A 24,106-nucleotide genomic window follows, 5' to 3' on the forward strand; every position below is an offset into this window, starting at 1 on the left:
TCATCATCGGGTTCATTGCGAACCTTGAGGGATCGGAGGCGTCGGAAACCCGCCGTAGGCTCCCATTCCAGAGAGAAAACCGCCGCCGCATATGACACTTGCAACCATTCTCCCATTTATTGTCGCATTGCCCTTCGTTGGCGCGCTCCTGACGGCTTTCATGCCGCGCGAGGGTGTAGCCGCAGCCCCCGCCTCCGTCGCGGGCGCAGTCGCCCTTTTCGGGCTGGTCAGCAGTATCTTTCTTTATACGAGCGTCAGTGGCGGCGCGGTTCTTAAATATGATGTGGAATGGCTGCCCCAGCTCGGCCTGAACTTTACCCTGCGGCTGGACGGGTTCGCCTGGATTTTCTCAATGCTGATTACCGGCATCGGCCTGCTGGTGGTGCTGTACGCCCGTTACTACATGTCGGCTGAAGATCCGATCCCGCGTTTTTTCGCCTTCTTCCTCGCCTTCATGGGCTCAATGCTCGGCGTGGTCCTCTCTGGCAACGTCATCCTGCTGTCGATCTTCTGGGAAATGACGAGCATCTTCTCGTTCCTGCTGATCGGCTACTGGCATCAGAACGCCGGCGCGCGCGACGGTGCGCGCATGGCGCTGACAGTGACCGGTATCGGCGGCTTCAGCCTTCTGGCCGGGCTGCTGATCCTCGGCCACATGGCGGGAAGCTATGACCTCGACAAGATCATCGAGGCCGGCGCCGCCATTCGCGCCCATTCCCTCTATTTACCGGCGCTTATTCTCATTCTCGGCGGCGCGCTGACCAAGAGCGCGCAGTTTCCGTTCCATTTCTGGCTGCCCAACGCCATGGCGGCGCCCACACCCGTTTCCGCCTACCTGCACTCCGCCACGATGGTGAAAGCAGGGGTATTTCTGCTCGCACGGTTCTGGCCGGTACTGGCAGGCACGCCGGAATGGTTCTGGCTGGTGGGTGCGGCAGGTATCATCACGCTGCTGCTCGGCGCTTATTTCGCCATGTTCCAGCAGGATCTGAAGGGGCTGCTGGCCTATTCCACCATCAGCCACCTCGGCCTTATCACCACGCTGCTCAGCCTCGGCAGCCCGCTTGCGGCGGTTGCGGCCATCTTCCACATGGTCAACCACGCCACCTTCAAGGCCTCGCTTTTCATGGCGGCGGGCATCATCGACCATGAGACCGGCACCCGCGACATGCGGCGCTTAAGCGGGCTCTATACCTATATGCCCGCGACTGCGACGCTCGCCATGGCGGCGAGTGCGGCCATGGCCGGCGTACCCCTGTTCAACGGCTTCCTTTCCAAGGAAATGTTCTTTGCCGAGGCCGTCGAAACCCATGCCGACTCGCTGCTGGACCGGGCCCTGCCCTATGTCGCGACGCTGTCGGGCGCATTCGCCGTCGCCTATTCGCTGCGTTTTATCCATACGGTCTTCTTCGGCCCCAAACCCGTTGACCTGCCCAACCCCAATCCGCACGAGCCGCCGCGCTGGATGCGTTTCCCGATCGAGTTCCTGGTTTTTGCGTGCCTGATCGTCGGCATCGTTCCGAGCCTGTCCATCGGCCCGTTCCTGCATTCGGCCGTGCTTTCCGTTCTCGGTCCGCAGACGCCAGTCTACAGCCTGTCGATCTGGCACGGTTTCAACCTGCCGCTCATCATGAGTATCGCAGCGCTGATCGGTGGCGTTACCATCTATGTCCTGCTTGGCGGTTATTTCTCGCGCTGCGACGACGGCCCGCCAGTCTTCCGGCATTTGCGGGGACAGCGCATCTTCGAGCGCATTCTCGTCACCGTGTCCTGGAAATGGGCGCGGTGGCTGGAAAGCACGCTCGGCACGCGGCGTCTGCAGCCGCAGCTGAGGCTTCTGATCCTTGTCGCGCTTCTTGCAGGTTTCTCGCCGCTCTTCCTCTCGGAATTCTCCCTATCGCTACCGCGCGTGACGACCTTCGATCCGATCTTCGCCATCCTCTGGCTGATCGGCATGATCGCCGCGATGGGGGCTGCCTGGCAGGCGAAATATCACCGCCTCGCCGCCCTCGTGATGCTTGGCGTCTCGGGACTCGTCACCTGCCTTACCTTCGTCTGGCTTTCCGCGCCGGATCTCGCCATCACCCAGCTACTGGTGGAAATCGTCACCACGGTTCTCATCCTGCTTGGCCTCAGATGGCTGCCGAAACGCTTCGAGAAGGTCGACAGCAGCAATGAATTCCCGGCGCAGCTCCGCCGCGCCCGTGACTTCCTGCTGGCGGCCGCAAGCGGTATCGGCATGTCCGTCATCGCCTATGCCGTGATGACCCTGCCAGTACCGAACGCGATTGCGACCTATTTCCTGGAGCGCGCCTATACCGAAGGCGGCGGCACCAATGTCGTCAACGTCATCCTTGTCGACTTCCGCGGCTTCGATACATTCGGCGAAATCGCTGTTCTGGCGATCGTGGCGCTTACCGTCTTTGCGCTGCTTCGCCGTTTCCGCCCGGCGCATGAAAGCATCGGGGTGCCGGAACAGCAGCAGATGCAGAACGCCTTCGATGCGGAAAGACCCGACCGCAGCAATGGGGACACGGTTCGCGACTATCTCTACGTGCCATCAATCGTGATGCAGTGGATGTTCCCTGTCATCATCACCTTCTCGATCTTCCTGTTCATGCGCGGCCACGATATGCCGGGCGGCGGCTTTGCGGCCGGCATCACCATGGCGATTGGCTTCCTGCTGCAATATCTCGCTGGCGGCGCGCGCTGGGCGGAAGACCGCATCCGCATCCTGCCGTTGCGCTGGATGGGCTTCGGCCTTCTGATGGCGGCGGCGACGGGTATCGGCTCGTGGTATTTCGGCTACCCGTTCCTGACCTCCTATTTCCAATATACGGAGATCCCCTATATCGGCAAAATGCCGACAGCTTCGGCCTTGCTGTTCGACCTCGGCGTCTTCTCGCTGGTCGTCGGCTCCACCGTTCTTATCCTGATAGCACTGGCACACCAATCGTTGCGTAACTACCGCGTTCGCACGCCTGAAGCCGCAAAAGCGGAGGACGTGTAATGGAACTCATTCTTGCAATCGGCATCGGCATCATGACCGGCTCCGGCGTCTGGCTAGTGCTGCGCCCACGAACCTACCAGGTCATCGTCGGGCTCTCGCTGCTGTCCTATGCCGTCAATCTCTTCATCTTCGGCGTCGGCGGCATCAAGACCAATGCGCCGCCGGTGCTGGTGAACGGCGTTGACAGCTCAACGCTGGCCGACCCCGTGCCGCAGGCGCTGGTGCTGACGGCAATCGTCATCGGCTTTGCCACCACCGCATTGTTCCTCGTCGTGCTGCTTGCCGCCCGCGGCCTCACCGGCACCGACCATGTGGACGGGAGGGAGTCGAAATGATGTCGTTCCCCTTCCACATCGTCATCGCCCCCATTCTGGTGCCGCTGATCACCGCAGCCCTGCTGCTGTTCTTCGACGAGCGCCAGCGCGTGGCGAAAGCCGCCATCAGCCTCACCTCCACCGTGCTGTTGCTGGTGGTCGCCATCCTGCTGTTCCGCGAGGTGAACTCGACCGTCAATACCGAGATCGCCGCGGTGGTTTCGAGCGGCGTCTACCTGCTCGGCAACTGGCCGGCCCCCTTCGGCATCGTGCTCGTCGCCGACCGTCTTTCAGGCCTGATGGTGCTGTTGACGGCGCTGCTTGCCATTCCGTCTTTGATCTATTCCATGGCCAAGTGGCACAAGTCCGGCGCGCATTTCCATTCGCTGTTCCAGATGATGCTGATGGGCGTCAATGGCGCGTTCCTGACAGGCGACCTCTTCAATCTCTTCGTCTTCTTCGAAGTGATGCTGGCGGCCTCTTATGGGTTGTTGCTGCACGGTTCCGGCCAGCAGCGCGTCAAGGCGGGGCTGCATTACATCGCCATCAACCTCGTTGCAGCGCTGTTCTTCCTGATCGGCGTCAGCCTCATCTATGGCGTTACCGGCACGCTGAACATGGGTGACCTCGCCCATCGTATCGAAGGCCTCAACCCCGACCAGCGTATGCTGCTGGAAACCGGAGCGGCGGTTCTGGGCGTCGCGTTCCTGGTCAAGGCCGGCATGTGGCCGCTGAATTTCTGGCTGCCTTCCGCCTATGGCGCGGCGTCGGCCCCGGTTGGCGGGCTGTTTGCGATCATGAGCAAGGTGGGCATTTATGTCATCGCCCGCCTGTCCTTCCTGCTTTTCGGGCAGACGGCAGGCGAATCCGCCGGTTTCGGCCATGATGCCCTGCTTGTCGGCGGCATCGCCACCATCATCTTCGGGGCCATCGGCGTTCTGGCGTCACAGGCGCTCGGGCGGCTCGCCGGCTTTTCGGTTCTGGTATCGTCCGGAACGCTTCTTGCCGCCATGGGCACCGGTAATCCGACAGTTGCGGCCGGGGCGCTCTATTACATGGTCAGTTCCACGCTCACCATCAGCGCCTTCTTCATGCTGATCGAGCTGGTGGAACGCGGGCAGGATGCGGGCGCGAACGTTCTTGCCGTGACCATGGAGGCCTATGGCGAGGGCGAAGACGAGGATGAGGAGGAAGAAGTCGGCGTGACCATGCCCGCCACCATGGCAGTGCTCGGCGCCTGTTTTGCCGCCTGCGGCATTCTTCTCGCCGGCCTGCCGCCGCTTTCTGGCTTCATCGCCAAATTCTCGATGCTGACCGCCATTCTCAACCCTTCCGGGCTTGGCGCCAATGACAGCGTTTCCACGCTTTCCTGGTGGCTTGTCTTCCTGATCGTCTTTGCCGGTTTCGCCTCGCTGATCTCGATGACGCGCGCCGGCATCCGCACCTTCTGGGCCTCCATCGAAGGAACCGTGCCGCGCGTGCTCGTCATCGAAATCGCGCCGATCATGCTGCTGCTCGGCCTGACGCTTGCCATGACCGTGCAGGCAGGACCGGTGATGCGTTACATGCAGGAGACCGCGCGTATTCTCGATCTGCCGGCAAGCTATATTCAGGGCGTCATTTCCGCCCCGAGAGCGGGAACGAACCCGGAGGCGGAACCATGATGAGCCGTATCCTGCCTTATCCGCTGCTGACGATCTCGCTGATCTTCTTCTGGATGACGATCAACAGCTTTTCGCCGGGGCACCTGCTGCTTGGCACCTGTGTCGCGCTTATCGCCTCCTGGGCGATGGCGTCGCTGAGGCCAGCCAAGCCGCGCATCCGCAACTGGCACAGGCTGGTGCAGCTGATCTTCATCGTGCTTTATGATATCGTCAGGTCCAATCTCTCGGTCGTGAGGATCATCCTGTTCGAGCGCGAAAAGAACCGCAAATCCGGCTTCCTCGCGGTGCCGCTCGATATTCGCGACCCCATGGCGCTGGCCGTTCTCGCGACGATCCTGACCTCGACGCCGGGAAGCGCATGGCTCGAATATAATTCCAGTCAGGGCACGCTTCTGATTCACGTTCTCGATGATGTGGATGAGGCTGCCTGGATAAGCCTCATCAAGAACCGTTATGAAAAACTGCTGATGGAGATATTCGAATGAGTTCGATTATCCTTTTCTGGTCCTTTTCGCTGGCACAGTTCATGCTCGCCATAGCAATGACGATATCAGTCTATCGCATCGCCATCGGCCCGCGTGCGCAGGACCGCGTGCTGGGCGTGGATACGCTTTATGTCAACGCCATGCTGCTTCTCCTGACCTTCGGCCTGCGCACCGGCAACGACATCTATTTCGAGGCATCGCTGCTGATCGCCATTCTGGGCTTCGTCTCCACCGTCGCCCTTTCCAAATTCCTGATGCGCGGCGAGGTGATCGAATGAACGAGGTACACGAATTTCCGCTCTGGGCCGCCATTGCCGTGGCCTTCTTCGTGCTGCTCGGCGCCTCGCTGACGCTGATCGGCACCATCGGCTTTGCCAGGCTCAACAGCTTCTATGAGCGCCTGCACGCGCCAACCCTCGGCACCAGCTGGGGCACCGGCGGCATCGTCATGGCATCGATCATCTATTTCTCCGTGTCCGGCGACCGCTTCGCCTTCCACGAAATCTTCATCGGCATTTTCATGACGGTGACGACCCCGGTTTCCCTGATGCTGCTCGGCCGGGCGGCACTTTATCGGGACCGGGCGGAGCAGAGTACGGACAATCGGGAGCATTTGTAATTCGCCCAGATCAAGACCGTTTCGGAGCGATGACCTTGCGAAAAGTGAGGGAAAATCTTCTGCTTCGGTCTGTCCTAACTCCATTCACGATATCCGATTTGCGAGCCGGAATTTCATAGGTCCAGCCGTAGCGACCGGAATCTCTCAGCAAGACGCCGGAGCGAGGTTGAAGCAAAACACCGCACGCGGCTGGTCCGCGCACATCGCGGAAAACCATCTCACATGCGGATAGAAGGCTTATCGACACGATTGTATCGTCAAAACAGGGAACACAGTCGATGTGTGCGCTGATGCCCTGGCCCGGAAGATACTCGTTCGCAATCACCTGGTCCGGCAAATTTCGGCAATATCCTTCCGTAACCAATCGCTCAGCGAAGATACCGAGCCACTGTGGCAATGGCCCGAGATAGGCATCTGGGGTAACAGTGCGCGCTTTATAGTCGTAGCGATAACCGAAATGCTGCACACGGCGCTTCAACTCAGTGCTCCAAGCACCGTTATCCAATATGGCTGCGAGGGTGGCTTCCTCTCGGGGGAGACGAAGGCGTCGAAATACATGACGCCTGGCGGCAAAGGGGATGCACCGACATGATTCATTTGCGTGCGCCCTCCATCGACTTGAAATAAACAAGCTCGGCAGATGGCTACATCGGAGCTATCAAAAGCATATGATAGGGAGAGCGAATGACCGGAAGACCCCGCTTTATGAATGGGAAGCCACCACATAACCAATTCACTAGATAATTGATTTGAGAGAAATGGTGCCCGGAGGCGGATTTGAACCACCGACACGCGGATTTTCAATCCGCTGCTCTACCAACTGAGCTATCCGGGCACTTCAGGTCCTTGAAGAACCTCCGCTTTTGGCGGGCGGGGCCGTTTGGTGCCCCGAAAGTGAGCGGGGTTATAACATCTTGTTCGGACATGGCAAGCGCCATAGCGAAGTTTTTTGACAGTTTTTTCACGGCGGCTGTGGATGGCTGGAATGCGTGTCCGGCAGAGGCCGGATCCTGGCTGGAAATCCACTCTCCGCCATCAGCCGGGCCTGATCGGCGTTCGACGGGCGGACGCGTTCGGAAAGGGTCGCAAGGTTACGAGAGGGCACAGCGTGGGGCGGCTATGCCCCTTCACTGCGCCGCGCGGCAAGGCCAAGCGCGAAAGGCACCACGGCCACCAGCGCCGCCATGACGGGCGAAGACGCGAAGATGCGGCTGGCAAGCGAGGTGACGGCGACGGAGCGCACCACCGTCATCAGTCGGGAATTCTCGCGGTCGCGCTCATGGTGGGGCTGTGCGGGTCTGTGACGGGAATGTTGGGCCGCCTCCAGCCGTTTGACATCGCGGCGGATCTTGTCGACCTGTTTGCGAAGCTCGTCCAGTTCGGCGCGTAGCGCCGGGTCGATGATATTGGCGGCACGCGTTCTCCTCGCTGCGGGTTTTGCCACCTTTGCTTCGGCGGCCACAGCCTCGGCCTCTTCGTCCAGTTCGGCCAGTTCGTCGTCAAGGTCGGATGGCTTGTCGAAACCGTGGGATCGCAGTGGTGCTTTCATCGCTGTCTCCTGAGGCGTGCTGAATTGCGGCGGCGGGCGTCTTTCGCCCGGTCACGCCCTTTCAACGCCTCAGCCGGGCAAAGGATGCACGGAAAGCGGCATAATAAAACAGGCCCCGAAGGGCCTGTTCAGTAATCTCTCCGGAAACCTTACGCCGCCTTGGCGGCGCTGGCGTAAGGATCGAAACGACCGTAGAAGGTTTCGCCCTTGGCGGCCATCTCCTTCAGGAGCGGCGTCGGCTTGAAGCGTGGGCCATAGGCCTCGCTGAGCTTTTCGGCCAGCGCCACGAAGGTCTTCACGCCCATACCGTCGATGTAAGACAGCGCACCGCCGGTGTAAGGCGCAAAGCCGAAACCGAGGATGGAGCCGACATCGGCCTCACGCGGATCGGTGACGATGCCTTCTTCCACCGTGCGGGCGGCTTCCAGAGCCACCGTGACGAGGAAGCGCTGTTTCAGCACTTCCATATCCACATCCTCCGGCTTCTGTTGCGGATAAAGATTTTTCAGGCCGGGCCAGAGGGACTTCTTGGCGGGCTTTGGCGGGTAGTCGTAAAAGCCCTTGGCGTTCTTGCGGCCAAAACGGCCCTCGCCTTCCACCAGTTTCTTCACCAGCTCCATATGGCGCGGATCGACGGCCTTTTCGCCGAGATCGGCGACGGTGGCTTTGAGGATCTTGTAGGAAAGATCGATCGCCACCTCGTCATTCAGCGCCAGCGGGCCGACCGGCATACCGGCGAATTTCGCGGCATTTTCAATCATGGCGGCGGGTACGCCTTCGATCAGCATGTCGTAGCTTTCGGCCATGTAGCGCAGCACGCAGCGATTGACGAAGAAGCCGCGCGTATCGTTGACGACGATCGGCGTCTTCCTGATCTTCGCCACGTAATCGAGCGCGACGGCCAGCGCCTTGTCACCGGTTTCCTTGCCGAGGATCACTTCCGTCAGCATCATCTTCTCGACCGGCGAGAAGAAGTGAATGCCGATGAAATCGGTCGGGCGCTTCGAGTTCTTCGCAAGCCCGGTGATCGGCAAAGTGGAGGTGTTGGAGGCGAAGATCGCGCCTTGGGGCAACACGGCTTCCACGGCCTCGATGACGGCCTTCTTCACGTCGCGGTCTTCGAAGACAGCCTCGATGACGAGATCGGCATCGGCGAGCGCCTTGTAATCCGCCGTCGGAGTAACGAGGTCGAGCAGGGCCTTGCCCTCATCCTGCGTCAGCCTGCCCTTGCCGATGGCCGCCTTGACGCTTTCCTCGCAATGGCCCTTGCCCTTGTCCGCCGCTTCCTGATCGCGATCGACCAGCGTGACGGGGATGCCGGCTGCGGCGGTAACATAAGCGACAGCTGCGCCCATGAAGCCCGCGCCGACGACGCCCACCTTCTTGAACTCCGTCTTCGGCTGGCCGGCCGGGCGGCGCGCGCCCTTGCCCAGTTCCTGCATGGAAATGAACAGCGAGCGGATCATGCCGAAGGCTTCCTTCGAGCGAAGGATTTCGGTGAAATAACGCTGCTCCACCTTAAGCGCCGTATCGAAGGGCAATTGCAGGCCTTCATAGACACATTTGAGGATGGCAAGCGCGGCCGGATAGTTGCCGGCGCTTTCACGACGCAGGATGGCGGGAGCGGCAGGCCACAGCTGGGCTGCGGCAGGCGTCCAGATGCCGCCGCCAGGGGCCTTGAAGCCCTTTTCATCCCAGGGTGCGACCGGCTTCAGGCCGTCCTTGATCATCTGCTTTGCGGTGGCGACCAGCTGATCCGGCTCGACCACCTGATGCACCAGCCCCATGGCCTTGGCGCGCGCGCCGGTCAGCGACTGGCCCGTCGTCATCATCTGCAGTGCCGATTGCGCATCCGTCAGGCGCGGCACGCGCTGGGTGCCGCCGGCACCGGGGAAGATGCCGACCTTGACTTCCGGCAGGGCGATCTTGAGGCTCTTGGCGCTGGAGGCCACGCGGCCGTGGCAGGCGAGCGAGAGTTCGAAAGCGCCGCCCATGCAGGTGCCGTTGATGGCTGAAACCCAGGGCTTGCCATTGGTCTCGATCTTGCGGAACAGGCCCGTCATGCGGCCGACGAGTTCGAACAGCTTTGCCGCCGCCTGATCCGGGTTCTTCGCCTTCTCGTCATTATAGAAGGAGAACATCGACTTGATCATCGAAAGATCGGCGCCGCCGGAAAAGGTGCTCTTGCCTGACGTGAAAACCACGCCCTTGACGGCGCTGTCGGCGACGGTGGCGTCAACAATGGCGTTCAGCTCGTCCATCACTTCAGAGGTGAAGACGTTCATGGATTTTTCCGGCATGTCCCAGGTAACGAGGGCAATGCCGTCTGCGTCCGTCTCGATGGTGAAATTGGTATAAGTGCTCATTTGGGATTCCTCTTCCCTCAAATTTCCCTGCGGTTACGACAGTCCGATTGCGAGGCCGACACAACCGGCCACAAGAACGAGAAACACGATCAAACCCCAACGCTCTGCCCGGAGCCGCCGGACGTGGACGGGAGAAACAGGACGGATGGACGCCCTATGATCCTGTGCCATGTCCTTTTCCAGATTCTGCCGAGCCAGCTGCTGTTCGATCTCGTTCTTGGGTCGCTCGTAAACCTCGCGCCTCATAACCAGCCTCTCAAACGCGCTCGATAACCGTCGCCGTGCCCATGCCCGCGCCGATGCAGAGCGTGACGAGCGCGGTGTTCAGATCGCGCCGCTCCAGCTCATCCAGCACAGTGCCGAGGATCATCGCACCTGTTGCACCCAGCGGATGGCCCATGGCGATTGCGCCGCCATTGACGTTCATCCGCTCGTGGTCGATATCGAAAGCCTGCATGTAACGCAGCACGACGGCAGCGAAGGCTTCGTTGAGCTCGAAAAGATCGATATCGGCAAGCTTCATGCCGGTCTTTTTCAGGAGCTTTTCGGTTACATCCACCGGGCCGGTCAGCATCAGCGCCGGATCGGAGCCGATATTGGCGAAAGCCTTGATGCGGGCGCGCGGCTTTACGCCCATCGCCTCGCCGCCAGCCCTGGAGCCAACCAGCACAGCCGCCGCGCCATCGACGATACCAGATGAATTGCCGGCGTGATGGACGTAGTTGATCCGCTCCACTTCCGGATGCGCCATGATACCGACGGCTTCGAAGCCGCCCATTTCACCCGGCATCTGGAAGGAGGGGTTGAGGGAAGCCAGCGCCTGCATGTCCGTGCCGGGGCGCATATGCTCGTCGCGGTCGAGGATCGTCAGACCGTTTGAGTCCTTCACCGGAATGACTGATTTGTTGAAATAGCCCTTTTCCCAGGCATGCGCCGCACGCCTCTGGCTCTCGACGGCATAGGCATCGACATCGTCACGAGAGAAACCATACTTTGTGGCGATGAGATCGGCCGAAACGCCCTGCGGCATGAAGAAGGCCGGGAAATTGACCGAAGGGTCCATGTACCAGGCACCGCCCGACATGCCCATGCCGACGCGCGACATGCTTTCCACGCCGCCGGCGATGACGATATCGTCCGATCCCGCCTTGACCTTGCCGGCCGCGAAGTTGATGGCATCAAGACCCGAGGCGCAGAAGCGCGAGATTTGCATGCCCGGCGCCCTGTTGGAATAACCGGCCTCGAAGGCGGCGGCTTTCGGGATCACCGCGCCGGCATCCATGACAGGATCGACGCAGCCCATGATGATGTCGTCGACAGCAGAGGTGTCGAGCCCATTGCGGTCGCGGATGGCTTCCAGTGTCTTGGCAGCAAGGCGAACGGAGGGCACCTCATGCAGGCTGCCATCCTTCTTGCCGCGTCCGCGCGGGGTGCGGACATGGTCGTAGATATAAACGTCGGTCATAAACTCTCTCCCTGCGGCGTGTTTACCGCCAACCTTCTCAGAATGCTTCCGCAGCCAGTTCCATCATGGTGTCCGCGCCGGTTTCGATGCGGGCCTTGCGCAGCGCCGTTTCCGGCATGATGCGCTCCATATAAAACTTCGCCGTGACAAGCTTGGTCTTGAGGTAATCCTCGTCCGAAGCGCTGCCGGCCGCAAGCGCTTCGCTCGCGGCTTTCGCCATGCGCGCCTGCATGTAACCCAGCACCACGATGCCGAAGAGGTGCATGTAGTCGGTCGAACCGGCACCGGCATTGTCGGGCTTGGCCATGGCGTTCTGCATGAACCACATGGTTGCGGCCTGCAGGTCGTTCAAACCCTTCTTCAGACCCTTGGTGTAAAGGGCAAGCTTTTCGTCGGCGCGGTTTTCCTCGCAGAAATCGCCGATTTCCTTGAAGAGCGCCATCACGGCACGGCCGCCATTCATGCCGAGCTTGCGGCCCACCAGATCGAGCGCCTGAATGCCGTTGGCGCCCTCATAGATCATGGTGATACGGGCATCGCGGACATATTGACTCATGCCATGTTCCTCGATGTAGCCGTGACCACCGAAGACCTGCTGCGCCATGACAGCATGGTCAAAGCCCTTGTCGGTCAGCACACCCTTGAGGATCGGCGTAACGAGGCCAAGCAGATCGTCTGCCGCCTGCCGCTGCTTTTCGTCAGCGGCGCGGTGGGCGATATCGGATTGCAGCGCGGTCCACAGAAGGAAAGCGCGGCCGGCCTCGTTGTAAGCCTTGATGGTCATCAGCGTGCGGCGGATATCGGGATGCACGATGATCGGATCGGCCTTCTTGTCCGGGAACTTGGCGCCGGAAAGCGAGCGGCCCTGAATACGTTCACGGGCATATTCGACCGCGTTCTGATAGGCGATTTCACCAACGGAGAGACCCTGCAAGCCGACGCCGAGGCGGGCCTCGTTCATCATCACGAACATGGCCGAAAGGCCCTTGTTCTCCGCGCCCAGCAGATAACCCGTCGCGTCATCATAGTTCATGACGCAGGTGGCGTTGCCGTGGATGCCCATCTTGTGTTCGATTGCGCCGCAAGTGACGCCGTTACGCTCGCCAAGCGTGCCGTCTTCCTTCACGAGGAATTTCGGCACGATGAAGAGCGAAATGCCCTTGGTGCCTTCCGGCGCACCTTCGATGCGGGCAATCACCAGATGGACGATATTGTCAGTCATGGAATGTTCGCCGGCGGAGATGAAGATCTTCTGGCCGGAAATCTTATAGCTGCCGTCGCCCTGCGGAACCGCCTTGGTGCGCAGCAGGCCGAGATCGGTGCCGCAATGGGGTTCTGTGAGGTTCATGGTGCCGGACCAGGAGCCTTCGACCATCTTCGGCAGATAGGTTTCCTTCTGCTCCTGCGTGCCATGCACGAGAACGGCGGCAATCGCACCCTGCGTGAGGCCCGGATACATCATCAGCGACAGGTTGGCCGACGACATATATTCGCCGATAGCTGCATGCAGCGTATAGGGCAGGCCCTGCCCGCCGAACTCCGGCGGAACGGCAAGGCCGATCCAGCCGCCTTCACAATAGGCGTCATAAGCGTCCTTGAAACCATCGGGCACGGAGACCGAACCGTCATCGGCGCGCTTGCAGCCTTGGCTGTCGCCGGAAAGGTTGAGCGGGAAAAGCCGCTCCTCGGCAAGCTTTGCGGCCTCGCCGGTGATCGCCTCGATCATGTCGGGGGTTGCATCCTCAAAGCCGGGCAGGTTGTTATACCGCTCCAGGCCGAGAACGTCGTTCAGGATAAAAAGCGTGTCTTTAACTGGGGCCTTGTAAACAGGCATTACCGATGTTCCTCCGCATCGTGGGCGCCGGCGATAATCCGGCCGATATGGGATGACAATATTTGACGTGCGCGTAAACGTCAAACAAATTTCGGCGGAATATCGCCTCCCCTTTTCCGCGGAATGGATGGCCGGCGCTGCTCATGGCTCTCACGCGCCACAAAAGTTAAAAAATTCCAACCATAGTTAACCACTTCTTTACCACGTTTCGTGAATTCTCCCGAAAGAGGTAACTGCTTCGTACTCCGGCGCATTTTCCTCAACGGGGGCAAATACCGGCTCTGGAATTGCTGCATGTTGCGGCGACGGCGTGTTCAGGCAGGCAACGTCGCGACAGATAACCGGGCACGGCGGGCGGAAGCGAAGCGAGCGAAAAGATGAACGGATTGCGATCGAAAAACCAACAGCCAAGCGACAGATCGTCTCTTGATGCTCTCAATCGCACCATTGAAGGCCTTGAAGCCCGTATCGAAGGGTTGATGAGCCAGAAGTTCCCGCGCGACCCTCGGGGTGCGAACGCTCAGGTCGAGCCCAAAACCGAAGCTTATGCCGCGCCCCGCGAGCCACGCGCCAGCGTTACCCCGCCGCAGCTCGACCCCGTGAACGAAATCCGCCAGCGCCAGCGCCTCCTCGAAGCAAGCTTCCAGCGCCCGCAGGAACCCGCCGCCCGCCCGGAACGGACGATTACCAGACCGCTTGCGCCGGAATACCGTCCGAGGGACACGCAGCAGACCGCCGCCGCTCCCGCCCCGCGTGCACGTTCCATCCCGTCCTATCAGGAACCGCAGCGCAACGACGCGGCACTGCAGGAGATTGCGCAGGCGCTCGTCAATCTGCGGCATGAGCTGAAGCACGATATTGCCGAAGGCGTTGCGCGCGAAGCGCAGGGCCTGCGCGCCGAAATCCGCAATATTCGCGCAGTCGCGGAAGACCAGCAGTTCATTGGCGACCTGCGCGACGACATCGCACGGCTGGCCGGCAGCATAGACCAGCTCGGCAATCTGGCATCGCCTGACGCCTACGGGCTGCGCAACGAATTCGAAGACCTGCGCCTGACGATCGACCAGCTTGCGCGCGAAGACAGCGTGCACCGGATCGAAAGCCGCTGGAACAATGTGGAAGACACGCTGCGCGGTTTCGACGCCGGCGCGCTGCAGGATGAGATCGTTTCGCTCGCCTATCGTCTTGATGACATCAAGACTCAGCTTGGCGGCATGAGCAACAATCCGGCCGTGCGCGTGCTCGAAGACAAGCTGATCGCGATTGCCAGCGCCGTGGAGCAGCTCGGCAAGCATATGAAGCCGAACGAGGCCGCCTTTAGCGAGCAGTTTTCCGGTCTCGACCAGCGGCTGGATGAAATCAGCCGCGCCATTGCCGCCACCGGCGCGCGCGCCAATGCGCAGGCAACGGACAATGCGCTGGCGCAGCGGCTGGAAACCCGGCTGAACGGTCTTTCCGAACAGCTCGGCGACATCAACCGCCTTGCCGCCGCAAAGCCGGAACCGACGCTCGATCTCACCGCGCGTCTTGAAGCGCTGGCCGGCAAGATCGATGAGCTCAGCACCGCCCGCGACGCCGCCCAGCTGCACGAGCGGCTGGACCAGCTCTCCCTGCTGCTGGAGCGTTCGCAACGTCCCTCGCAGCAGGCGGAGCTGACATCTTTCCTCAGCGACATTTCCCGTAAGATCGATGCGCTGGATCACGGCGTCGTCAATGACGGTCTGGCCGAACGGCTCGACACGCTGTCGCGCCGGATCGAGGACCTCGATTATCGTTACAGCCAGCCGCAGGCCGCATCCGGGCTCAGCGAAAGCGCCTTTTCGCGTCTGGAAGAGCGGCTCGGCAATATTGCCGCCCGCCTGGACGAGACCGCCCACGCCGCGCCCGCCGACAGCCATGCGCTGGCCAGCCTCGAAAACCAGATCGCCCATCTCTCCACGCTGATCAGCCAGCCGGTGCAGATGCAGGCGACAGGCATGTCGCCGGAACTCGACGCCCGTATGGCGGCGATCGAAGACTACATGGCGTCGAACGATGAATATATCATCGAAGCGGCGCGGCAGGCTGCCGAAGCCGTTCTGGATGCCTATACCCGCAACAATCTCTCGGCCGGCGCAAACATCGCCGACATGACGATGCTGACCGATCTTGCGACCGACCTGCGCAGTCTCGAAGCGCTGAGCCGCAATACCGAAGAGCGCACGCACCGTACCTTCGAAGCGCTGCACGAAACGCTGGTGCAGATTGCCGGCCGGCTCGACAGCCTCGACAACGCCCCCGCTTATCGTAACGAAGCTCCCCGCAACGTCGCGCAGCAGATGGTCGCCCCCGCCCGCGAAGAAGCGCCCATGCCGGCCGCCATCTTCCCGGAGGAAGGCTATATTGCCGAAGAACAGGCCATTCTCGACGACGCCCGCGAAAACGACGCGGCAACGATCGTACCACCTGCTGCCGCAAAGCCCGCAAAAGCGGAAAAGAAAAGCCTGCTTGCAGGCCTGACGAAGCGTTTCAAGACTGGCACGGCGAAGACCGCCAAAACAGCTGAAGAGCCCATATCCGCCTCCTCCACCCGCACCCAGGTCGAGCCCGCTCCCTCGCTCGATCCGATCGATGTGCTGCCCGCAGGTCAGGAGAACGAACTTCTGGAGCCGGGTTCGGGTGCGCCCGATATCAAGAAAATCCTGGAACGCGTGCGCGCCAGCCAGGTGGCCGCCAGCGGCAAGGCTGCGGATGCGGAAGGACGGACGGATTTCATCGCCGCCGCCCGCCGCGCAGCGCAGGCCGCCGCCATGGAAACATCGCCGGAAAAGCTTGAAACCGGCAAGAAGAGCCGCAAGGCCGACACCTCGGCACTTTCCCGCTATCGCCGCCCGCTGCTGCTTGGCATCGGCGCCATTCTTCTTGCCATGATGGCCATGCCGCTCGTCAAAACGCTGATCGGCGGCGCGGAAGCCCCGGCGCCGGTCATCGAGCAGAAGATGGACAATGGCCCGGTTTCAGCACTTCCCGACACCGGCGAAAAGGCCGTCACCATTCCGTCCGATCTCGCCATCGATCCGGAACAGTCGGCATCGGCCGACAGCATCGAAAATACCGCCCCGGCGCAAAACACCATCGATAACCGCACCATAGGCGGTGCGCCGCTGCCGGACGAGCCGCCGGTTGCCGATGTTCCCGTTGTGGATCCCGCAAATTCCGGCGCCGTCGCGCAGAACGAAGCTCCGAAACCGGCCGAAACCGCTGCCCCGGTTGCTCCTGCCCAGGACGCCATCGCGGTTCCCGCTGGCATCGAGCCCGCATCGCTTGCCGAAGCCGCCGCCAAGGGCGATACGCAGGCGCTGTTCGAGATCGCAGCGCGCTACACCGACGGCCGCGGCGTTGCCGCCGACCGTGCGGAAGCGGCAAAGTGGTACAAGCTGGCTGCTGATCGCGGTCTTGCGCCCGCGCAATATCGTCTTGCCAATCTTTACGAGAAGGCGAACGGCGTCGAACGTAACCTTGCCGAAGCCAAGCGCTACTACACGCTGGCGGCCGAACAGGGCAATGCCGGCGCGATGCACAATCTCGCGGTCCTGCAGGCCTCCGACGCGGCCGGTCAGCCGGATTTCGCCGCCGCCGCACAATGGTTCATCAAGGCCTCTGACCTCGGTGTGCGCGACAGCCAGTTCAACCTCGCCATTCTCTACGCCCGCGGCAGCGGCGTGAAGCAGGATATCGAAGAATCCTACAAGTGGTTCGCCATCGCCGCCAGAGACGGTGACGCGGACGCCGCCCAGAAGCGCGACGAAGTGGCAGGGGCCCTGAACCCGCAGCAGCTTCAGAGTGCGAAGGCCAAGGTGGACGCCTGGAAGGTCAAGCCGCTTTCGGAAGACGCCAACAGCGTCAACCCGCCCGAGGAATGGGCCGGCAAGGAGGGTGTGAAGACCGCCTCCGTGGACATGGAAAAGGCGATCCGCAACATTCAGGCGATCCTGAACAAGAACGGTTTTGACGCCGGCCAGCCCGACGGCAAGCTTGGCAAGAACACCGTAACCGCCATCAGGGACTTCCAGAAGTCCGTGGGTCAGACACCCGACGGGCGCATCACCAACGAACTGGTGACCGCGCTTCTCGCCCGCAACAAGTAAGCGTTCTGGAACTGGCGAAGCGGCCCCCCTTGGCCGCTTCCGGGCGACCCCGCGCAGGAATGTGGCGGCCTGCCCACGTACAACCGCTATCTTTCCAAATTATCAACGTATTTACCGTTGAATGTTGACAGGTCAGGCCCTCGCGGGCATGACGGATGAAGGTCGGGCATGCCCGGTCTTTTCAGACAGAAAGTGTAAATCGCGGCGCGGCCCCCTCACCCGGACAAGCCCTGCCGCCCGGAACCATTTGCCCGAGGTCCGAGCCGTGACTGTCTATCTGCCGATCGCAGAACTGTCGGTGAATATTTTCATCATTCTCGGCATGGGCGCGGCCGTCGGTTTTCTTTCCGGCATGTTCGGCGTGGGCGGCGGATTTCTGATCACGCCGCTTCTGATTTTCTACAATATTCCCCCCGTGGTGGCTGTGGCGACCGGCGCAAACCAGGTGGTCGCTTCCTCCGTGTCAGGCTCGATCACGCATTTCCGGCGCGGAACGCTGGACGTGAAGCTCGGCGGCGTGCTGCTTGTGGGCGGTCTTGTGGGTGCGACGGTCGGCGTGTGGATATTCTCCTTCCTGCGCAGTATCGGCCAGCTCGATCTCATCGTTTCGCTGCTCTACGTCATCCTGCTCGGTACCGTTGGCGTGCTGATGCTGAAGGAAAGCATTTCGGCGCTTCGCCGCGCCGCCCGCAATGAAGCCGTGACGCTGCGCCGGCCGGGCCACCACAACTGGGTTCACCGCCTGCCGCTGAAAATGCGGTTCAAGAAATCGAAGATCTATCTCAGCGTCATTCCCATCGTCACGCTGGGTTTCGGCATTGGCATCCTCACCTCGATCATGGGTGTCGGCGGCGGCTTCATCATGGTGCCGGCGATGATCTATCTGTTGCGCATTCCGACCAGCGTGGTCGTCGGCACCTCACTGTTCCAGATCATTTTCGTCACCGCCTATACGACCGTGGTTCAGGCCGCGACCAACTATTCCGTCGACGTGGTGCTGGCCTTCATCCTGATGGTGGCGGGGGTCATCGGTGCGCAATATGGTGTGCGCGTCGGGCAGAAACTGCGTGGCGAACAGTTGCGCGCGCTTCTGGCGCTGCTGGTGCTTGCGGTCGCCCTTCGCCTTGCCGTAGCGCTGGTGGTGCGGCCGGAAGACCTGTTTTCGGTGGCCGTCGGGGGGTTAGGTTATTGACCCGCCATTTGCTGCTTGCCGCCCTTGCCCTGCTCTCATGTCTTGCCCTCGGGCAAACTGCTTCGGCGCAGACGCCGCCACTTGCCCTGCCGCCCGGTCCGCAGCAGCGGTCTCTGCTGGAAAATATCGAAATCGGCGCATCGACGACGGAAATTCCCATCGCGTCGGATTTTCGCGGGGCGGATTTCACGCTTTTCGGCGCGCTCAACAATACCGATCAGCTGCTGCTCGCCATCGGGCAATATGATATCGTCGTGACGCTGGAAGGGCCGAGCGACTATATGACCGTGCGCAAGAAGGAGCGTGTGGCGGGCATCTGGATCAATACCAGCGCCATCACCTTCACGCCGCTGCCGGAATCCTATTCCATGGCCAGCACGCGCAATATCAGCGACATCGCTTCGCCCGGCACGCTCAGGGCCATGGGGCTGGGTGTCGACCATCTGTCGCTGAAAAGCGCGGTGTTTTCCGGCGTGCCCGACAATGTCTTCGATTTTCAGGAGGCCTACCGTCGGCTCAAGCTTTCAAGCGGCATCTATCGTAACGACACGACCGGTGTGAGGCTGGAACGCACCGGCCTGTTCTGGGCGACACTTCGCCTGCCCGCCAACGTGCCGAACGGCGTGCACACCGCCCGCGCCTATCTCTTCAAGAGCGGCAAATTCATCGCCCAGCGCGAATTGAAACTGCGCGTCGTCAAGACCGGCATGGAGCAGGCGATCACCGATGCGGCGCATCAGACGCCGCTTGCCTATGGCGCGCTCTGCGTTCTGCTCGCCGTCGTGACCGGCTGGGGCGCCAGCATCATCTTCCGCAAGGACTGACCCGCTCTTCCTCCTGCAAATCGGGCGCAGGCGACCCTCTGCGTCAAAGATAGCATTCGCTTCCGTCATCGGTTTGCGGTAAAATTCAAGGCGTTACAACCACGCACACAGCTCTTGGCGGCCAGTGTGGCTGTGACCGGGATGAAAAGGAGAAATGTCATGTTCAAGCACATTCTCATTCCCACCGATGGCTCGCCGCTGGCGCAGATCGCAATCGACCAAGGGTTCGCTCTCGCCAAGGAGGCAGGCGCAAAGGTGACCGTGGTGACGGTATCGGAACCCTTTCATGTGATTGCCAGCGATGTCGAGGACATTGCCGCCATTGCCGAAGAGGAATTTCACCGTTGTGAGGAGGCGGAGCATCTGCTGCGCGATACGCAGGCACAGGCCACGTCCATGGGATTGGATTGTGAAGCGCTGCTGGCGCGGGCGGGAAGGCCCGACGAGGCGATCATCGAAGCCGCCAACAGGAGCGGCTGCGATCTCATCGCCATGGCCTCGCACCGGCGCAGGAGCTTCTTGGAAATGCTGCTCGGCAGCGTCACGGCCAAGGTGCTGAAGAATTCGAAGATACCGGTACTGGTCTACCGGCAATAGAGCATTTCCAGTAAAAGTGCGTAGCGGTTTTACTGGAAATGCGTAAAAACAAAGAGATAACGGCGACGATGCGCTCAGCCGATGAGATTTGAAAATCGCACCGAATAGATGCGATCCCTCCCCATCAGATGCGCGACAAGAGCGGCATGATCGAACAGGCCGCGCATCGCCTTGTGCCGCAAATCCAGCCCGCCGCTCATCACCCCGAATGCCGGCATCAAAAGCCGTGAACCATCGGTGGCGAAACAGGGGCGTCGCACCGTTTTCTCGCGACGGCGCACGGTTGCAGAAGGATGCAGGTGCCCCGCAATTTCGCCCGCGGCATCTCCCAGCTTCGGCTCGTGGCGGAAGACGAGATTGCCATAAAACATCTCGTCCACCGAAGAGCCCGGCAGATCGACCGTACCGTCGGGGTCGTGGTTGCCGTTGATCCATATCCACTCGCGGCCGCGGGCCATCTCGCGGATGAGTTCGCGCAGCGGCAGCGGCAGATGCTCGGAACCGACGCGATCGTGGAAATTATCGCCGAGACTGACGACGATCTTCGGATCATAGCGGCTGACGAGGGAGGACAGGATTTTAAGCGTGGCGATGGTGTCATAGGGTGGCAGCATGCGGCCACGCCGGGCGAAGGCCGCGCCCTTTTCCAGATGCAGATCAGAGACGACGAGCAATGACAGGTCCGGCAGGTAGAGGCCGCCCAACGGGTCGCACCAGGCGGCGACGCCGTTGATGGCGGTTTCGCTGCCAAGGCATTCGAAGCCATTGGAAAACCTGTCGCTCAATGTCAGCCGGCTCAGCACTTTTATCGTTGTTCCTTCATTGCGTATGTCAGGACATGGCCTCGGCGATAAGCTCGTCGGCGGCCTCGGCCAGCACATCGTCCATCGCCTCGCCCGCCACCGTCTCACGGCCGATTTCCAACATGACCGGAACGGCGAGCGGCGAGACATGTTCCAGCGCGCGGTGGGTGGTGTGACCCTTGATTCGCTTCAGCATATCGCCAAGACGGCCAATGTCCAAAAGTCCAGCCGCGGCATCGCGCCGCGTCGCTTCCAGCAGGATATGATCCGGCTCATGGCTGCGAAGAACGTCATAAATAAGATCGGCAGACACCGTGACCTGACGGCCGGTCTTTTCCTTGCCGGGATGACGGCGTTCGATCAGCCCGGAAATGACGGCGCAGTTGCGGAAGGTGCGCTTCAGCATGAAGGATTCGTCCAGCCATGCTTCCAGATCGTCGCCGAGCATGTCCTCGTCCAGCAGGTCGGCCAGTGACAGGCGGCGGGATTTCAGCCGCATGCCGATATCCTCCATCGCCCAGATGGCCAGCGAATAATCGGTGGCGACGAAGCCCATGGGTTTTGCGCCCGCACGCTCCAGCCGGCGCGTCAAAAGCATGCCGAGCGTCTGGTGCGCCAAGCGTCCCTCGAAGGGATACATGACCATGAAGAAGCGCTTGCGGAAGGGGAAGGTCTCCACCAGCAGCTCGTCGCGCCTGGGAATAATCGACTTCTCCTTCTGGATCGCCAGCCAGTCACGCACCTGATCCGGCAGCGCCTGCCAGCGGGCGGGATCGGAGAGCATGGAGCGCACCTGATCCGCGAGGTAGGTGGAAAGCGGAAACTTGCCGCCGGCATAGGAGGGTATCTTCGGGTCCATGGAAAAGGCCTGCGAGACCAGACATTCATTCTCGCGGATACCTTCAAAACGCAGCACCTTGCCGGCAAAAAGGAACGTATCGCCCTGCACCAGCTGCTCGAGGAAATATTCCTCGACCTTGCCGAGCGACATGCCGCCGCGCCCGACCGTGCCCTTGGGATTGCGCTTGACCATGCGGACATTCAGTTCCGCCGCCTCGACGATGGTGCCGAGGTTCAGCCTATATTGCTGTGCGACGGCGGGATTGGAGACCCGCCAGCGACCGTCCTTCATCTGGCGGATGCGGGCGTAACGCTCATAGGTGCGCAGCGCGTAGCCGCCGGTGGCGGTGAAATCCACCACCCGGTCGAAGGTGGCGCGCGGCAGATCGGCATAGGGCGAGGCGCTGGTCACTTCGCGGTAAAGATCGTCCGCATCGAAGGGTTCGGCGCAGGCCATGCCGAGAACATGCTGGGCGAGAACATCGAGCGCGCCTTCGGCAATCGGCGGCGTATCCTGCGCGCCGATATAATTGGCATCCAGTGCAGCGCGACACTCCATCACCTCGAAACGGTTGGCCGGAACGAGAATTGCCTTTGATGGCTCGTCCATGCGGTGATTGGCGCGGCCGATGCGCTGGGCCAGGCGGCTTGCGCCCTTCGGCGCACCGACATGCACGACAAGGTCGACGTCGCCCCAGTCTATGCCGAGATCGAGCGTGGAGGTGGCGACGACGGCGCGCAGCCGGTTTTCGGCCATGGCGGCCTCCACCCTGCGACGCTGAGCAGCATCCAGCGAACCGTGATGCAGGGCAATCGGCAGATTGTCGTCATTGATGGTCCAGAGTTCCTGGAAGATCAGCTCCGCCTGCGAGCGGGTATTGACGAAGATCAGCGTCGTCTGGTGGTCCTTCAGCGCAGAGTACAAATCCTTCATGGCGTAACGCGCCGAATGGCCGGACCATGGGATGCGCTCTTCCGTGTTCAGGATGGAAATATCCGGTTTTGCGCCGCCCTCGACGGTGATGAGGCCAGCGGGTGGCTCGCCCTGCCCCTGCGGTGCAAGATAACCACGCAAATCCATCGGCTCCGCCACCGTGGCGGAAAGGCCGATAAAGCGCACATCGGGTGCGTGCCGGCGCACACGGGCAAGCGCCAGCGACAGCAGGTGGCCACGTTTGGAGGTGACGAGTGAATGTAATTCATCGAGCACCACATATTTCAGGTCACGGAAAAAGCGCTCGGCCTCCTTGTTGGCGAGCAACAGCGAGACCTGTTCCGGCGTCGTCAGCAGAATATCCGGCGGTTTGACCTTCTGGCGCTGGCGTTTGCCCTGCGGCGTATCGCCTGTACGGGTTTCGATGGAAATCGGCAGGCCCATTTCGGAAACGGGCCTGGTGAGGTTGCGCTCGATATCGACCGCAAGCGCCTTGAGCGGCGAGATATAGAGCGTGTGCACGCCGACAAAGCCCGAGCCCGGCGGCACCTTGCCGCGTTCCGCGAGATCGGTGAGCGAGGCCATGAAGCCGCCCAGCGTCTTGCCGGCGCCCGTGGGCGCAATCAGCAGCATGTTCTCGCCGCCCAGCGCCCGCGCCATCAGCTCCAATTGATGCGCGCGCGGAGACCACCCCTTTTGCGCAAACCATTTCTGGAATGGAAGGGGCAAGGAACCGACATGCGTGCCGGAGATGGGAGACTCAGCGTGTTTCACGCTTTCAAGGTAGTGAGAAACCTTGAAAAAAGAAGAGCGGAACAGGACCGCTTGACAGGAATGCATAATCATGGATAAATTATATCCACGATACTTAAGCGAACCACAAAAGAGCAAAACGGATGAAACTCGGCGACGGCGTTGAACAGGCCATTCACAGTGTAGGCATGCTGGCGGGACTTTCCGAAGGCGGCGTGCTTTCAGCGGCGGCGCTTGCGGAATTTCACGGCGTTTCCACGAGCTATCTCTTGAAACACCTGCAATCGCTGTCGAGCGCCGGAATAGTCGCCACCGTGCCGGGGCCGAAGGGCGGCTATCGTCTTGCCCGGACGACCGACAGGATTACGCTGCTCGATATCGTTCTTGCCGTGGAGGGGCCGCAGCCTGCCTTTCGCTGTGCGGAAATTCGCCAGCGGGGCCCCAACCCCTTGCCGGGACGTTATTTCACCAAGCCCTGCGGCATCAATGCCGCGATGCTGAAAGCGGAGAAGGCCTATCGGGCGGAACTCGCCAAAACCAGCATGGCCGATATTCTGGGCGACCTTGCCGCCAATGACGACGGTGGCATTGCCGCACGCGGCTGTGCCTTTCTGGCGCTGAACGAGCGCAAGACGGCGGCGCGCTAAGACCCAAAAGAACCAATCACCCGAAATACCGGAAGCGTCACCGCTTTCCGGAACGATGACGCATACCCTTAAACAGACCCAAC

Annotated in this window: 18 protein-coding genes and 1 tRNA gene; 11 read left to right on the forward strand and 8 right to left on the reverse strand. The window is 61.2% G+C overall.

The features are described from left to right. Positions 1-91: 91 nt before the first annotated feature. Genes V6R85_RS05235 through mnhG form a run of 6 tightly spaced genes read left to right on the forward strand, consistent with a single transcriptional unit; the run spans position 92 to position 6,092 of the window. Positions 92-3,010 carry a monovalent cation/H+ antiporter subunit A gene (locus V6R85_RS05235; RefSeq protein WP_111833718.1) on the forward strand — a complete coding sequence of 973 codons (2,919 nt, stop codon included), beginning with the start codon at positions 92-94 and terminating at the stop codon, positions 3,008-3,010. Continuing rightward, positions 3,010-3,345: a Na+/H+ antiporter subunit C gene (locus tag V6R85_RS05240; RefSeq protein WP_003503487.1), complete on the forward strand. Its 336-nt coding sequence runs from the start codon at positions 3,010-3,012 to the stop codon at positions 3,343-3,345. Before V6R85_RS05235 ends, V6R85_RS05240 begins: the two co-directional genes overlap by 1 nt. After that, positions 3,342-4,988 carry a monovalent cation/H+ antiporter subunit D gene (locus V6R85_RS05245; protein ID WP_003503488.1) on the forward strand — a complete coding sequence of 549 codons (1,647 nt, stop codon included), beginning with the start codon at positions 3,342-3,344 and terminating at the stop codon, positions 4,986-4,988. Before V6R85_RS05240 ends, V6R85_RS05245 begins: the two co-directional genes overlap by 4 nt. Continuing rightward, complete coding sequence (locus V6R85_RS05250; protein WP_003503489.1) at positions 4,985-5,473, forward strand: Na+/H+ antiporter subunit E; 489 nt, start codon at positions 4,985-4,987, stop codon at positions 5,471-5,473. Before V6R85_RS05245 ends, V6R85_RS05250 begins: the two co-directional genes overlap by 4 nt. Further along, positions 5,470-5,751, forward strand: a complete 282-nt coding sequence (locus tag V6R85_RS05255) for a K+/H+ antiporter subunit F (protein ID WP_003503490.1) — start codon at positions 5,470-5,472, stop codon at positions 5,749-5,751. The genes V6R85_RS05250 and V6R85_RS05255 overlap by 4 nt, the downstream gene beginning before the upstream one ends. Further along, entirely contained in the window at positions 5,748-6,092 is a 345-nt protein-coding gene (gene mnhG / locus V6R85_RS05260; protein ID WP_111833719.1) for a monovalent cation/H(+) antiporter subunit G, read from the forward strand. The genes V6R85_RS05255 and mnhG overlap by 4 nt, the downstream gene beginning before the upstream one ends. 10 nt (positions 6,093-6,102) lie before the next feature. Here the strand turns inward: mnhG and V6R85_RS05265 are convergent, their stop codons facing one another. From V6R85_RS05265 to V6R85_RS05290, 6 genes are all read right to left on the reverse strand, one after another. Beyond that, positions 6,103-6,570 (reverse strand): alpha-ketoglutarate-dependent dioxygenase AlkB, encoded by a 468-nt coding sequence (locus tag V6R85_RS05265; protein ID WP_236775436.1) that lies wholly within the window; start codon positions 6,568-6,570, stop codon positions 6,103-6,105. Between the two features lie 281 nt (positions 6,571-6,851). Beyond that, positions 6,852-6,927, reverse strand: a tRNA-Phe gene (locus tag V6R85_RS05270). A 282-nt stretch (positions 6,928-7,209) separates the two neighbouring features. Beyond that, positions 7,210-7,641 carry a hypothetical protein gene (locus tag V6R85_RS05275; RefSeq protein ID WP_003503494.1) on the reverse strand — a complete coding sequence of 144 codons (432 nt, stop codon included), beginning with the start codon at positions 7,639-7,641 and terminating at the stop codon, positions 7,210-7,212. Between the two features lie 149 nt (positions 7,642-7,790). After that, positions 7,791-10,007 carry a 3-hydroxyacyl-CoA dehydrogenase NAD-binding domain-containing protein gene (locus V6R85_RS05280; RefSeq protein WP_060722879.1) on the reverse strand — a complete coding sequence of 739 codons (2,217 nt, stop codon included), beginning with the start codon at positions 10,005-10,007 and terminating at the stop codon, positions 7,791-7,793. A gap of 256 nt (positions 10,008-10,263) precedes the next feature. After that, on the reverse strand, positions 10,264-11,472 hold the full coding sequence (locus V6R85_RS05285) for an acetyl-CoA C-acetyltransferase (protein WP_060722877.1): 1,209 nt from the start codon (positions 11,470-11,472) through the stop codon (positions 10,264-10,266). A 37-nt stretch (positions 11,473-11,509) separates the two neighbouring features. Beyond that, positions 11,510-13,306, reverse strand: a complete 1,797-nt coding sequence (locus V6R85_RS05290) for an acyl-CoA dehydrogenase C-terminal domain-containing protein (RefSeq protein ID WP_003503500.1) — start codon at positions 13,304-13,306, stop codon at positions 11,510-11,512. Between the two features lie 377 nt (positions 13,307-13,683). Here V6R85_RS05290 and podJ point away from each other — a divergent pair, with 377 nt between their 5' ends. The 4 genes from podJ to V6R85_RS05310 all read left to right on the forward strand — a co-directional run bounded on the left by podJ (position 13,684) and on the right by V6R85_RS05310 (position 20,046). Then, entirely contained in the window at positions 13,684-17,433 is a 3,750-nt protein-coding gene (gene podJ, locus V6R85_RS05295; protein WP_111833720.1) for a cell division protein PodJ, read from the forward strand. Between the two features lie 265 nt (positions 17,434-17,698). Continuing rightward, the gene (locus tag V6R85_RS05300) at positions 17,699-18,625 is read left to right on the forward strand and encodes a TSUP family transporter (protein ID WP_111833721.1); all 927 of its coding nucleotides are present in this window, start codon (positions 17,699-17,701) and stop codon (positions 18,623-18,625) included. Further along, positions 18,622-19,449, forward strand: a complete 828-nt coding sequence (locus V6R85_RS05305) for a TIGR02186 family protein (protein ID WP_060727028.1) — start codon at positions 18,622-18,624, stop codon at positions 19,447-19,449. Before V6R85_RS05300 ends, V6R85_RS05305 begins: the two co-directional genes overlap by 4 nt. 159 nt (positions 19,450-19,608) lie before the next feature. Then, positions 19,609-20,046, forward strand: a complete 438-nt coding sequence (locus V6R85_RS05310; protein WP_003503507.1) for a universal stress protein — start codon at positions 19,609-19,611, stop codon at positions 20,044-20,046. Positions 20,047-20,120: 74 nt separating this feature from the next. Here V6R85_RS05310 and pdeM read toward each other — a convergent pair whose 3' ends face one another. Beyond that, entirely contained in the window at positions 20,121-20,849 is a 729-nt protein-coding gene (gene pdeM / locus V6R85_RS05315; RefSeq protein WP_003503509.1) for a ligase-associated DNA damage response endonuclease PdeM, read from the reverse strand. A gap of 28 nt (positions 20,850-20,877) precedes the next feature. After that, the gene (locus V6R85_RS05320) at positions 20,878-23,469 is read right to left on the reverse strand and encodes a ligase-associated DNA damage response DEXH box helicase (protein ID WP_336377026.1); all 2,592 of its coding nucleotides are present in this window, start codon (positions 23,467-23,469) and stop codon (positions 20,878-20,880) included. A gap of 50 nt (positions 23,470-23,519) precedes the next feature. On the opposite strand from V6R85_RS05320, the gene V6R85_RS05325 reads away from it, so the two are divergent. Then, the gene (locus V6R85_RS05325) at positions 23,520-24,023 is read left to right on the forward strand and encodes an RrF2 family transcriptional regulator (protein WP_003503511.1); all 504 of its coding nucleotides are present in this window, start codon (positions 23,520-23,522) and stop codon (positions 24,021-24,023) included. Positions 24,024-24,106: the final 83 nt, after the last annotated feature.

Source organism: Agrobacterium sp. CCNWLW32, assembly GCF_037083425.1.
GTDB lineage: Bacteria > Pseudomonadota > Alphaproteobacteria > Rhizobiales > Rhizobiaceae > Agrobacterium > Agrobacterium radiobacter.